The 13,360-nt window shown below is 33.5% G+C and carries 12 protein-coding genes and 1 other annotated feature; of the genes, 11 read left to right on the forward strand and 1 reads right to left on the reverse strand.

The features are described 5' to 3' along the window. Positions 1–7 precede the first annotated feature (7 nt). Positions 8–1,012 (forward strand): galactose/methyl galactoside ABC transporter permease MglC, encoded by a 1,005-nt coding sequence (gene mglC / locus FDN13_RS10025; RefSeq protein WP_138980073.1) that lies wholly within the window; start codon positions 8–10, stop codon positions 1,010–1,012. A 118-nt stretch (positions 1,013–1,130) separates the two neighbouring features. Here the strand turns inward: mglC and ilvC are convergent, their stop codons facing one another. Continuing rightward, a complete protein-coding gene (gene ilvC, locus FDN13_RS10030; RefSeq protein WP_138980074.1) occupies positions 1,131–2,126 on the reverse strand; it encodes a ketol-acid reductoisomerase in 996 nt (331 codons plus the stop codon). A gap of 351 nt (positions 2,127–2,477) precedes the next feature. After that, positions 2,478–2,679: a binding site (T-box leader), on the forward strand. Positions 2,680–2,759: 80 nt separating this feature from the next. Between ilvC and FDN13_RS14250 the strand changes: the two genes are divergently transcribed. From FDN13_RS14250 to alsB, 10 genes are all read left to right on the forward strand, one after another. Beyond that, positions 2,760–2,930 carry a hypothetical protein gene (locus FDN13_RS14250; protein ID WP_168190135.1) on the forward strand — a complete coding sequence of 57 codons (171 nt, stop codon included), beginning with the start codon at positions 2,760–2,762 and terminating at the stop codon, positions 2,928–2,930. 72 nt (positions 2,931–3,002) lie between these two features. Beyond that, entirely contained in the window at positions 3,003–4,517 is a 1,515-nt protein-coding gene (locus tag FDN13_RS10035) for a 2-isopropylmalate synthase (protein WP_138980075.1), read from the forward strand. 25 nt (positions 4,518–4,542) lie between these two features. Beyond that, the gene (gene cimA, locus FDN13_RS10040; RefSeq protein WP_138980076.1) at positions 4,543–6,105 is read left to right on the forward strand and encodes a citramalate synthase; all 1,563 of its coding nucleotides are present in this window, start codon (positions 4,543–4,545) and stop codon (positions 6,103–6,105) included. A 45-nt stretch (positions 6,106–6,150) separates the two neighbouring features. Further along, complete coding sequence (gene leuC, locus FDN13_RS10045) at positions 6,151–7,419, forward strand: 3-isopropylmalate dehydratase large subunit (RefSeq protein ID WP_138980077.1); 1,269 nt, start codon at positions 6,151–6,153, stop codon at positions 7,417–7,419. Beyond that, complete coding sequence (gene leuD / locus FDN13_RS10050; RefSeq protein WP_138980079.1) at positions 7,413–7,904, forward strand: 3-isopropylmalate dehydratase small subunit; 492 nt, start codon at positions 7,413–7,415, stop codon at positions 7,902–7,904. Before leuC ends, leuD begins: the two co-directional genes overlap by 7 nt. Further along, the gene (gene leuB, locus FDN13_RS10055) at positions 7,904–8,971 is read left to right on the forward strand and encodes a 3-isopropylmalate dehydrogenase (RefSeq protein WP_138980081.1); all 1,068 of its coding nucleotides are present in this window, start codon (positions 7,904–7,906) and stop codon (positions 8,969–8,971) included. The genes leuD and leuB overlap by 1 nt, the downstream gene beginning before the upstream one ends. A 20-nt stretch (positions 8,972–8,991) precedes the next feature. Then, entirely contained in the window at positions 8,992–10,599 is a 1,608-nt protein-coding gene (gene ilvB / locus FDN13_RS10060; RefSeq protein ID WP_138980083.1) for a biosynthetic-type acetolactate synthase large subunit, read from the forward strand. A 12-nt stretch (positions 10,600–10,611) separates the two neighbouring features. Continuing rightward, positions 10,612–11,100, forward strand: coding sequence for an acetolactate synthase small subunit (ilvN, locus tag FDN13_RS10065; protein ID WP_138980085.1), 489 nt, complete (start codon positions 10,612–10,614; stop codon positions 11,098–11,100). A gap of 142 nt (positions 11,101–11,242) precedes the next feature. Then, positions 11,243–12,238, forward strand: coding sequence for a LacI family DNA-binding transcriptional regulator (locus FDN13_RS10070; RefSeq protein WP_138980087.1), 996 nt, complete (start codon positions 11,243–11,245; stop codon positions 12,236–12,238). A gap of 104 nt (positions 12,239–12,342) precedes the next feature. Next, complete coding sequence (gene alsB / locus FDN13_RS10075) at positions 12,343–13,341, forward strand: D-allose transporter substrate-binding protein (RefSeq protein ID WP_138980088.1); 999 nt, start codon at positions 12,343–12,345, stop codon at positions 13,339–13,341. Positions 13,342–13,360 lie beyond the last annotated feature (19 nt).

Consider the following 13,360-nt stretch of genomic DNA (forward strand, 5'->3'; position numbering starts at 1 on the left):
ATTGAAAATGGTTAATGAGAAAATGAAAAAATTTATCAATTTTATTTCTCAAAATGTTATATATTTGTTCTTGTTATTGCTTATAATAGTAATTGCTTTTATAAATCCTGACTTTTTATCACTAACATGTCTAAGAGATATTTTGCTTCAGTGTTCAACAAGGGTTATAATTGCAGTAGGTATGTTTTGCATACTTCTTACAGGAGGAGTTGACCTTGGTGCAGGTCGTGTAATAGGTCTTACAGCTGTCCTTTCGGCTTCAATGCTTCAAAATGCTGACTATGCAAGAAGGTTTTATCCAAATCTTCCACACCTTCCACTTTGGCTTCCTATAATAATTTCTTTAGTTGCAGGAGTTATTGTTGGAATGCTCAATGGTCTTATTATTTCAAAGTTTAGTGTTCCTCCTTTTATAGCAACCTTAGGAACACAGGTAATTGTATATGGTATTACTTCTATATATTTTGATTTACCACCTAATAGTTCACAGCCAATAGGTGGATTAAGAAAGGACTTTACATTTTTAGGATCAGGCTCTGTTGGGGCTGTGCCTATAATAGTTATATTGGCAATAGCTATTGCTGCCTTTGCATGGGTTGTATTTAATAAAACTTGCTTTGGTAAAAATACCTATGCTATAGGTGGAAATAGACAGGCTGCTGAAGTATCTGGAATAAATGTTAAAAGGACACTTTTTACAATATATACAGTAGCTTCATTATGTTTTGCATTTGCTGGAGTCTTAGAAGCTGCAAGAACAGGTGGTGCAACGAATAACTACGGCTTTATGTATGAGTTTGATGCTATTGCAGCATGCTTTGTTGGAGGAGTATCGACAACTGGAGGAATAGGTACTATACCAGGGGTATTAGCCGGAGTTTTGATATTTGGAGTTATAAACTATGGATTGACCTTTATAGGCATAAATCCATATTGGCAGTATATTTTAAAGGGTATAGTTATAGTTGTTGCAGTAGCCTTTGACATGAGAAAATATATTGCTAAAAAATAAATGCTTTATTTGATTGATAGCCTTTAAGATAATGTCTTAAAGGCTATCTTTATAAAATATAAAATGGGGAAACTCTTTATGGTTATGTAATTGAAAATTTATAAACAGCAAAGAATATTTATTTGTTTTCTATCCATGGCATCATCTTTCTAAGTTCTTTTCCTACTTTTTCAATTTGATGTTCTTGTTCTCTTTTTCTAATAAGGTTAAAAGAAGCTCTATTTGTTTGGTTTTCAAGTATCCAGCTCTTTGCGAATGTTCCGTCTTGTATTTCCTTTAATACCTTCTTCATTTCTTTCTTTGTTTCATCTGTTATAATTCTCTTTCCAACGCTATAATCTCCAAATTCGGCAGTATCACTTATTGAATATCTCATGTAACTTAATCCACCTTGATTTATCAAATCAACTATAAGTTTCATTTCATGCAGACATTCAAAATATGCATTTTCTGGAGAATATCCTGCTTCAACTAATGTTTCAAAACCAGCCTTTATAAGTTCACTTAAACCTCCGCAAAGAACAGCCTGCTCACCAAATAGGTCTGTTTCAGTTTCATCTTTAAATGTAGTTTCAAGAACACCTGCCCTTGTCCCACCTATTCCTTTTGCATAAGCTAGTGAATAGTCCTTTGCTTTACCTGAAAAGTCTTGGTATACAGCAATTAAACATGGAACACCTTTTCCTTCTTGATACTGGCTTCTTACTGTATGTCCAGGTCCCTTTGGAGCTACCATAATTACATCAACATTTGAAGGAGGAACAATTTGACCATAGTGAATGTTAAAACCATGGGCAAACATAAGTACCTTTCCTTCAGTTAAGTTTGATTCAATACATTCTTTATAAAGTTTTGGCTGCTTTTCATCTGGAATTAAAAGCATTATAAAGTCAGCTTCCTTTGCAGCATCTTCAGCAGTTAGTACTTTAAGGCCAGCTTGTTCAGCCTTTTCCCATGACTTACTACCTTTATAAAGCCCAACAACCACATCAACGCCACTTTCCTTTAAGTTAAGTGCATGGGCATGTCCTTGGCTACCGTAACCAATTATAGCCACTTTCTTTTCTTTTAAAAGCTCTAAATTAGCATCACTGTCATAATACATTTTTGCCATTATATTACCTCCCTCTTAACCTATTTGATAAATGGTTGTAAAAAAACAGACCTCAATAATGGGGTGAGAGTCTGTAAATACTCTGAATTAATAATTTTGCATTTTATTTAATAAATTTAAATTTATATATTATTTTTTATTCTATTAGTACATTTGCGACTTGTCAATAATTTTTAATATTTTTTAAAATTGAAATAAACCTATTAAAAAAAATCAATTTTTTAAAAAAGGATATTGACAAAATCATTTTGAATAAAGTATATTATTAATCAATATATATTTATAAAGCAATTAAATGACGGAACAATAAAATTAAATTTCATATAATGAAATAAAATAAGATATTTATATGTAAAAGCAATGAGAGGGATAAGTAAACATCATAGTGCTTTACAGAGAGTGGGAGATGGTGAAAACCCATAAGTATTAGATGTTGAAACTCACCCTTAAGCTGCAGGCTGAAATCTATATGAAAGTAGGCTGTGCCGGCAAGTGCCGTTATTTGAATGAGAAAAAAATGGGTGGTACCGCGAACAGACTTCTCGCCCCATGGGAGAGGTCTGTTTTTTTATACTCAAAATAAGAAATTTAAATATTAAAAATTTTAAAATTAATAAAAAGGAGGTGAATTGTATGAATAATTATTACAATGAACAGGAAAGGATGTCTTTAAATGAAGTTGCTTTAGATAAGAACAATGTAATAAACGAAATGGAAGGATTATATTTTGAATATCTTTTTGAAATTAAAAATAAAGAAAATTGTCAAGACTCTGATTTCTGCGTTGCTTTTATGACAGTATGATAAGTGGATTATAAGTTTTACAGCCTTTAGGTTGTAAAACTTATAAATACATACTTTTTAAGGAGGATGTGAATGGCAAGGAATGTGTATATTTTTGATACAACACTAAGAGACGGCGAACAAACTCCTGGAGTCAGTTTAAATGTTCAAGAGAAACTTGAAATTGCAAAACAACTTCAAAGTTTAGGAGTTGACGTTATAGAAGCTGGTTTCCCATTTGCTTCAAAAGGCGATTTTGAAGCAGTAAAGGCAATAGCAAAGAATATAAAAGGGCCTGTAATTGCAGCACTTGCAAGGGCAACAAAACAAGACATTGACTGTGCTTGGGATGCGATTAAGTATTCAGATAAGCCAAGAATTCATACGTTTATAGCAACATCAGACATACACATGAAATATAAATTAAATATGTCAAAGGAAGAAGTTTTAAGTAGGGCAGTAGAGATGGTATCCTATGCAAAATCTTTAGGTGCAAGTGTTGAGTTTTCACCAGAGGATGCAACGAGATCACAAAAGGAGTTTTTATATGAGGTTTTAGAGGTTGTTATTGATGCAGGTGCTGATGTTGTAAACATACCTGATACAGTTGGATATGCTACTCCAATTGAATTTGGCAAGTTTATTATGGGTATAAAGGAAAATGTAAAAAACATAGACAAGGCAATAATTAGTGTACACTGCCATAATGATTTGGGACTAGCTGTTGCAAATTCTCTTGCAGCTATTGAAAACGGGGCACAGCAGATTGAATGTGCAATAAATGGTTTAGGTGAAAGGGCAGGGAATGCTGCACTTGAAGAAATTGTTATGGCACTTAAAACAAGATATAACTATTACAATTGTAAAACAAATGTTGTTACAGAACAAATTACAACAGTTAGCAATTTGGTTAGTCATATTACAGGAGTTCATGTACAACCTAATAAGGCCATTGTAGGTGCCAATGCATTTGCACATGAATCAGGGATACATCAGCATGGTGTTTTAAACAATAGAGAAACTTATGAAATAATGACTCCTGAATCTGTAGGGCTTAAAAAGAGTTTAATGGTTCTTGGAAAACATTCAGGGCGTCATGCTTTTGAAGAAAGATTAAAGGAGCTTGGTTATACAAACCTATCTGTGGATAGAATAAATGAAGCCTTCCAAAAGTTTAAGGATTTAGCAGACAAGAAAAAATATGTTTCAGATATGGATATAGAAGCAATAGTAAGGCATGAAGTATACCAAGTTCCAGAGGTATTTACATTAGAATTATTTCAAATATCCAGTGGAAACAACTTAGAATCTACATCAACAGTAAAAATAAAATATAAAGACGAAAGCATTAAAGAAGCTGCCTGTGGAGATGGGCCTGTAGATGCAGTATTTAAAGCAATAGAAAAAGCAACAGGAATAGAAGTAAAACTTGAAGATTATTCTTTAAAGGCAATAGGAAGTGGCAAAGATGCACTAGGTGAAGCCACTGTAAAGATTAAAAAAGATGATAAAGTTTATGTTGGGACAGGAATTAGTACAGACGTTATAGAGGCAAGTGCAAGAGCATTAATTAATGCTATAAATAAAATTCATTATGAAATAAATTAAAGGAGTGATGTTAGATGGGAATTTAATGAACAAAGTATTTATTTATGACACCACTTTAAGAGATGGGGCACAGGGTGAAGGAATTTCTTTTACTGTGGAAGATAAGCTAAAGATAACTAAAAAACTTGATGATTTTGGAATTAGCTACATTGAAGCTGGTAACCCAGGTTCAAATCCAAAGGATATGGAGTTTTTCAAAAAGGTTAAGGAATTAAATTTAAAAAATGCAAAGTTAGTTGCCTTTGGAAGTACAAGAAGAGCCAATATAAATCCAGAGGAAGATCAAAATTTAGCTTCAATTTTAAAAGCTGAAACATCGGCTGTGGCTATATTTGGTAAGAGCTGGGATTTGCATGTTACTGAGGTTTTAAGAACAACACTGGAAGAAAACTTGAATATGATTAAGGATACAATAGTTTACATGAAGCAAAAAGGTAAAGAGGTAATATTTGATGCAGAGCATTTCTTTGATGGATATAAGAATAATCCAGAATATGCATTTAAGGTTTTAGAGGTTGCACAAGAAGCCGGGGCGGATTGGCTTGTACTTTGTGATACAAATGGAGGGACACTTCCTTCTAAGATAGGAGAAATAGTGAAAAGGGTTAGTAGGGAATATAATGTTCCTGTGGGGATACACTGCCACAATGATACAGGAATGGCAGTTGCAAGTTCAATAGTTGCAGTTGAAAATGGGGCGCTGCAAGTTCAAGGAACTATAAATGGATATGGGGAAAGATGTGGAAATGCAAATCTATGTACTGTTATACCTAATATACAGTTTAAATTAGGTATAAAGTGTGTACCAGATGAGAACTTAAAGGAACTAACAGCGATGTCCAGATATATTAGTGAACTTTCTAATATGTCCCATGATAAGCAATTTCCTTATGTTGGAAGCAGTGCCTTTGCCCATAAGGCAGGCATGCATATAGATGCTGTATTAAAAAATACGGTCTCATTTGAACATATATCACCTGAGATAGTTGGAAATCAAAGAAGAGTACTTATGTCTGAAGTGTCAGGAAAAAGTACGATAGTTTCAAAAATACAAAAGGTTGCACCTTGGATAAATAAGAATTCACAAGAAGTACAAAGGCTTGTTGATGAGCTTAAAAATCTCGAATATCAAGGATACCAATTTGAAGGTGCAGAAAGTTCTTTTGAGCTTTTAGTAAGAAGAACATTAGGTATGACAACAAACTTTTTTAATATAAAGGATTTTAGAGTGATTTGTGAGGAACCATCAAGTGAATTAAATAGTGCATTTGCAATAATTAAAGTAGAAGTTGATGGTATAGAAGAAGTTACAGCAGCAGAAGGGGATGGACCTGTAAATGCAATGGATACGGCATTAAGAAAGGCATTGACAGTGTTTTATCCCGAACTTTCAAATATGAGGCTTGCTGATTATAAGGTTCGTGTACTTGATACAACTCAAGCAACGGCAGCCAAAGTTAGGGTTCATATTGAATCTACAGATGGAGAAACTTCATGGGGAACTGTTGGAGTTTCAACAAATATAGTTAAAGCAAGCTGGATAGCATTAATTGATTCAATCGAATATTTTTTACACAAACGAAGATAAAATTAAATTTACATAAAGAAACTAACGAGAGGAGAGATGAACACCATGGGAATGACCATGACACAGAAAATATTAGCAGCCCATGCAGGGTTAGATAGTGTAAAGGCTGGCGATTTAATAAAGGTAAAATTAGATTTAGTATTGGGAAATGATGTTACAACACCAGTTGCAGTAAAGGAGTTTAGGAAAATAGGTATTGATAAGGTATTTGATAAAAAGAAAATAGCAATTGTACCTGATCACTTTACTCCAAATAAGGATATTAAATCTGCTGAGCAATGTAAATTTATAAGAGAGTTTGCTTATGAAATGGAAATTGAAAATTATTTTGAAATAGGTGAAATGGGAATTGAACATGCACTAATTCCTGAAAAGGGACTTGTTGTATGTGGAGATGTTGTAATAGGAGCAGACTCACACACCTGTACTTATGGTGCATTAGGTGCCTTCTCAACGGGGGTTGGAAGTACTGATATGGCAGCAGGCATGGCTACAGGCGAAGCCTGGATGAAGGTTCCTGAGGCTATAAAGTTTGTACTTAAGGGAAAATTAAATCCATGGGTAAGTGGTAAAGACGTTATTCTACACATTATAGGTATGATAGGTGTTGATGGAGCACTTTATCAATCTATGGAATTTACAGGAGAAGGGCTTGCAAGCCTTTCAATGGATGATAGATTTTCAATGGCAAACATGGCTATAGAAGCAGGAGCTAAAAACGGAATATTTGAAGTAGATGAAAAGACAATAGAGTATGTAAAGGAGCATTCAACAAAACCTTATGCAATTTATAAGGCTGATGAAGATGCTGAATACACAAGGGTTATTGAAATTGATTTATCACAGATTAAATCAACTGTAGCATTCCCTCATCTTCCAGAAAATACTCGTACAATAGATGAAGTTGGAGATGTTGCAATTGACCAGGTTGTTATAGGTTCTTGTACAAATGGAAGAATAGAAGATTTAAGAATAGCAGCAAAGGTATTAAAGGGTAAAAAGGTTAATAAGAGAGTTAGGGTAATTATCTTCCCTGCAACTCAAAAGATTTATATGCAAGCATTAAAAGAAGGATTAATTGAAACATTTATAGAAGCAGGTGCAGTTGTAAGTACACCAACTTGCGGACCTTGCCTTGGTGGACACATGGGTATACTTGCAAAGGGTGAAAGAGCACTTGCAACAACGAATAGAAACTTTGTTGGAAGAATGGGGCATCCAGAAAGTGAAGTTTATTTATGTAGCCCAGCTGTTGCAGCAGCTTCAGCAATTACAGGTAAAATAACATCACCAGAGGAGGTAGCAACATGGTAAAGGGTAGAGTCATAAAATACGGAGATAACATAGATACAGACGTAATCATTCCTGCAAGATACTTAAATACAAGTGACCCAAAGGAGCTTGCTATGCATTGTATGGAGGATTTGGACAAGGATTTTGTTAATAAAGTTAGACAAGGAGATATAATGGTTGCAGGTAAAAACTTTGGTTGCGGATCATCAAGAGAACATGCACCACTTTCAATTAAGGCTTCAGGAATTAGCTGTATTATAGCAGAGACCTTTGCAAGAATTTTCTATAGAAATGCTATAAATATAGGCCTTCCAATTATGGAGTGTCCAGAGGCTGCAAAGGATATAGAAAATGGAGATGAAGTATCAATTGATTTTAATACAGGTGTTATTACAAACATTACAAAAAATAAGACATATAAGGCAGTCCCATTCCCAGAATTTATGCAGGGTATTATAAATGCTGGTGGACTTATAAATTATGTAGCAAAGGAAGTGAGAAAGTAATGAGAATAGCACTTTTACCTGGTGATGGTATAGGAAAGGATATAGTAAAACAAGCTGTTAAGGTATTAGATGCTGTAGGTAAAAAATATAATTGTGTATTTGAATATAAAGAGGCATTAATTGGTGGGGAGGCTATAGATAAGGTAGGTACTCCCCTACCCCAAGAAACTATAGATATATGTAAAGAAAGTGATGCTGTACTTTTAGGGGCAGTAGGAGGTCCAAAGTGGGATAACCTTGCAGGTAATTTAAGACCTGAGGCAGGGCTTTTAGGAATTAGAAAGGCACTTGGAGTTTATGCAAATTTAAGACCTGCAATAGTGTTTCCTCAACTTAAAGATGCTTCAACTTTAAAGGAAGAAGTATTAAAAGATGGAATAGAAATTATGATAGTAAGGGAATTAACAGGTGGCTTATACTTTGGAGAAAAGAAAAGAGTTCAAACAGAAGAAGGACAAAAAGCATGGGATACAATGGTATATACAGAAAAGGAAATAGATAGAATATCAAGAATGTCCTTTGAAATTGCAAGAAAAAGAAATAGAAAGCTTACACTTGTTGATAAATCAAATGTTCTTGAAAGTTCAAGGCTTTGGAGAGAGGTATTTACAAATATTGCTAAGGATTATACAGATGTTGCTGTTGATTATATGTATGTAGATAATGCAGCTATGCAGCTTGTTAGAAACCCGAAACAATTTGATGTAATACTTACTGAAAATACATTTGGAGATATTTTAAGTGATGAGGCTGCTATGCTTACAGGTTCACTTGGAATGCTTCCTTCTGCAAGTTTAGGTGATGGAAAAGTAGGGCTTTATGAGCCTATACACGGTTCAGCACCTGATATTGCAGGACAAAATAAAGCTAATCCTATAGCTACTATAATGAGTGTTGCTATGATGTTAAGGTATAGCTTTAATATGTTAGATGCAGCGGATGATATAGAAAAGGCTATTGTAACTATATTAGATAAAGGATATCGTACCCTTGATATCATGCAAGAGGGCATGACTGCTGTAGGTACAGAAGAAATGGGGGACCTTATAGCAGGTGAAATAAAATAGTTATGATTGGGGGAGAATAAATGAAGGCTGCAGATGCTATTGTGCAGTGCTTTGTAGAGGAAGGTATTAGTGTTATATTTGGTTATCCTGGTGCTTCCGTAATTCCTTTATATGAGTCCCTAAGAAAATCAAATATAAAGCATATACTTGTTAGACATGAGCAAGCCGCAGGCCATTGTGCCAGCGGTTTTGCAAGAACTACAGGCACAGTAGGAGTATGTATAGTAACATCAGGACCTGGTGCAACAAATTTAATTACTGCAATTGCAACTGCATATATGGATTCTATTCCTATTGTAGCCATTACAGGACAAGTAAAATCAACTCTAATTGGTAAAGATGTATTTCAAGAGGTTGATATAGTAGGTGCAACTGCTCCTTTTGTAAAGCACAATTATCTTGTTAAAAATGCAAATGATATACCAAGAATTTTTAAAGAAGCATTTTATATAGCAAGAACAGGCAGGCCAGGCCCTGTTTTAATAGATATTCCAATGGACATTCAAAATGAAGATATAGATTTTTCATATCCTGAAACTGTAAATATTAGAGGATATAAGCCTAAAACTTTTGGGCATAAGGGACAGATAAAAAGAGCACTTGAGAGATTAAAAAATAGCAAAAAGCCTCTTATATGTGCAGGTGGAGGAGTTGTTTCGGCTAAGGCAGAAGAGGAACTTAGAGAATTTGTTAAAAAGTCAAAAATACCTGTTGTGCATACACTTATGGGTAAAGATGCAATAGAATATGATAATCCATATTATATAGGTCTTATAGGAACACATGGAGAAAAACATGCAAACAGAGCTGTTACAGGAGCAGATGTTTTAATATTAATAGGAACAAGAGCAGCAGATAGAGCAACATCAGGTTCTAAGTTCTTTGCAAAGGATGCGGATATTATACACATAGATATAGATCCTGCAGAAATAGGGAAAAATTTAGAATCATTAATTCCTGTTGTTGGAGATGCAAAATTTGTAATTAGAGAATTGATAGAGGGTATAGATGAAATAGATACAAGTGAGTGGTTAAATGAAATAAATAGTTGGAAAGAGGAATTAAGCTGCGAATCTGAAGATATATATGTAAATCCCAAATATGCTATAAAACAAATTTCAGATTTGGTAGAAGATGATGCTATATTGGTAGCTGATGTTGGGCAGAATCAATTTTGGGCGGCACATAATTTTAAAATAAAAGGAAACAGGAGGTTTATTACATCAGGTGGATTAGGCACAATGGGATATTCAATCCCGGCTGCAGTAGGAGCAAAATTTGGTACCCCTCAAAGAAGAGTTATTGCAGTTATGGGTGATGGTAGCTTTCAAATGAGCTCTAATGAGCTTGGGACAATAGCAGAAAATAATATAAATATAATAATGGTATTGATGAATAATTCTGGACTTGGTATGGTAAGAGAAATTCAAAATAAAACTTATAAAGTGAGTTATGGTGTTGAACTTAATGCAAATCCCGATTTTGTTGGAATTGCAAAGGCTTATGGATTACAAGGCAGGAAAGTCACATCTAATAATCAATTCAAAGAGGCATTTTTGGAGGCTATGAAGTCAGATAAGGCATATTTAATAGAGTGTATTGTTAACCCTAAAGAGAGTACGCTTTAAGGGGGGATAAATATTAGCAGGCATATATTATCAGTATTAGTTGAAAACCATTCAGGAGTATTGAGTAAGATAGCAGGACTATTCAGCAGGAGAGGATATAATATAGACAGCTTAACAGTTGGTATTACAGAGGATCCTACAATATCACGAATGACTATTGTTGTAAGAGGAGACGATTATATATTAGAACAAATCACGAAACAATTAAATAAATTGGTTGATGTTATTAAAATAATAGAACTTGATCCTTCAAAATCAGTATACAGGGAGCTGGCTTTAGTTAAAGTTTCATGTTTACCTAATAATAGGTCTCTTATTACTGAAACTGTTAACATATTTAGAGGGAATATAGTTGATATTAACAATAAGAGCATGACTATTGAAGTAACAGGGGATGATGAGAAAATTACAGCATTTATTGAACTTATGAAGCCCTATGGAATTAGGGAGATTATAAGAACAGGGCTTACAGCATTAGAGAGAGGTAATAAATGTATATAAAAAACAAATGCATATTTGATGCATTTGTTTTTTCTGTGATATGGATTATTAAAAATTTTTAAAAACATTCAAAAAATATTGACAATTAATGCAATTAAAATTATACTATTACTTAAGATAAACGATTAACTTGGAGGATGAAATGAAAAATAATATCTCTATAAAAGAAATAGCTAAATTATGTAATGTTTCCACTGCAACTGTATCAAAAGTATTGAACAATAAAGGAAGATTTTCTGAAGAAACCAGACAAAAGGTGCTTGAGGTTGTTAAAAAATATAATTATCAAACTAATATGGTTGCCAAAAGTTTAAGAACAAATAAATCACAAATAATAGGAGTAATTGTTCCTGATATTATTAATGAATTTTTTGCATGTATTATAAAATCTATTGAAAGCTATTTTTTTCCTCATGGTTATTCAGTTTTTATTTGTAATACTGATGAAGATGTGGATAAAGAAAAAGAATATCTAAGGCAGTTTGAAGCAAAAGGTGTTGATGGCATTATATATATTTCTGGTAAATCGGGAAATATTACCAATACGATTAAAAGAGATATACCAATTGTATGTATTGATAGAAAGCCATCTGGTAAAAGTGATATTGTAACTATTGAATCAGATAATCGAATGGGTGGATATCTTGCCACAGAAGAGCTAATTAGAAAGGGATGTAGAAATATAGCTGTATTGAAAGATTATCGTGATTTGTCTACTACTAAACATCGTTTTAAAGGCTATCAGGATGCTCTTTTAAGATACAATATTAATTTTAATGCAAAACTTATTAAAAATATTAAAGTAGATTTTAATTCCGCAAGAATCGCTGTTTTAGAGTTGATTGATAGCGGTATTAATTTTGATGGAATTTTTGCATTCACAGATTGGCTGGCGTTAGGAGCATTGACAGCATTAAAAGAAAGAAAAATTAAAGTTCCAGATCAGATTAAAATTGTCGGATTTGATAATATATCAACTTCTCAATATAGTTATCCTTCAATAACAACAATAAATCAAGATAAGGAAATGATAGGTCAAACAGCTGCAAATATACTTCTAAACCTTATAAATAAAGAATATAATAAAGTTAGCAATATTGTAATTCCTGTTAGCTTGGTTGTTAGAGAAACGACATAAGTTTTTTTTCAAATGGTTAATCGATTAACCATTTGAATGTAATATTTTACCAGTTATTATTTGCTGCATTGCAGCAATTAAGATAATAAAAAGGGGGATAAAAAATGAAACATTTCAAAAAACTAACATTAATTGCATCAATGATTGTCTTAATTATTTCTTTATTTTCAAGCTGTAGCAAAAAAGAGAGCAGTACTTCAACCCAAAGCACACAGACTCAGCAGCAGACATCAGATAATGCACAAATTGCTATTGTATTAAAAACACTTTCTAATCCTTTCTGGGTAACAATGAAAGAAGGAATTGAAGCTGAAGCAAAGGCACAAGGCATTAAAGTTGATATTTTTGCAGCATCATCAGAAGAAGATGTTCAGGAACAGTTAAAACTTGTTGAAAACCTTTTGAACAAAGATTATAAAGCAATAGGAGTTGCCCCACTATCACCTGTTAATCTTATACCAGCAGTCGTAGAAGCCAACAAAAAAGGTATGTATGTAGTTAACATAGACGAAAAAATTGACATGAATGAATTAAAGAACGCTGGTGGAAGTGTAATTGCGTTTGTTACTACTGATAACGAAAAAGTTGGTGCAAAGGGTGCACAATATATAGTTGATACATTAGGAGCACAGGGAGGCGAAGTTGCTATTATTGAAGGAAAAGCAGGCAATGCATCGGGTGAAGCAAGAAAAAAAGGTGCTGCTGGAGTATTTAATTCAAATTCTTTAATAAAATTAGTTGCAAGTCAGCCAGCTGATTGGGATAGATCAAAAGCATTAGATGTTGCTACTAATATGCTTCAAAGAAATCCGAATATAAAAGCATTCTATTGCTGTAATGATACAATGGCACTTGGAGTTATGCAAGCTGTCCAAAATGTAGGAAAAGAAGGAAAAATACTTGTTGTAGGAACAGACGGTACACCAGAAGCTGTACAGGCAGTGAAAGATGGGAAAATGGCAGCAACAGTAGCTCAAGATCCTGCAAAAATTGGTGCTACAAGCTTACAATTATTAATTAAAGCACTCAAAGATAAGCCTCAAATATCAGTAGATAAAGAACCCGAATTTATAACAGTAGATTCAAATTTAATTAAGAAATAATTATCTTAAAACATGGCCT

Origin of the sequence: Caloramator sp. E03, assembly GCF_006016075.1 — a bacterium.
GTDB lineage: Bacteria > Bacillota > Clostridia > Clostridiales > Caloramatoraceae > Caloramator_B.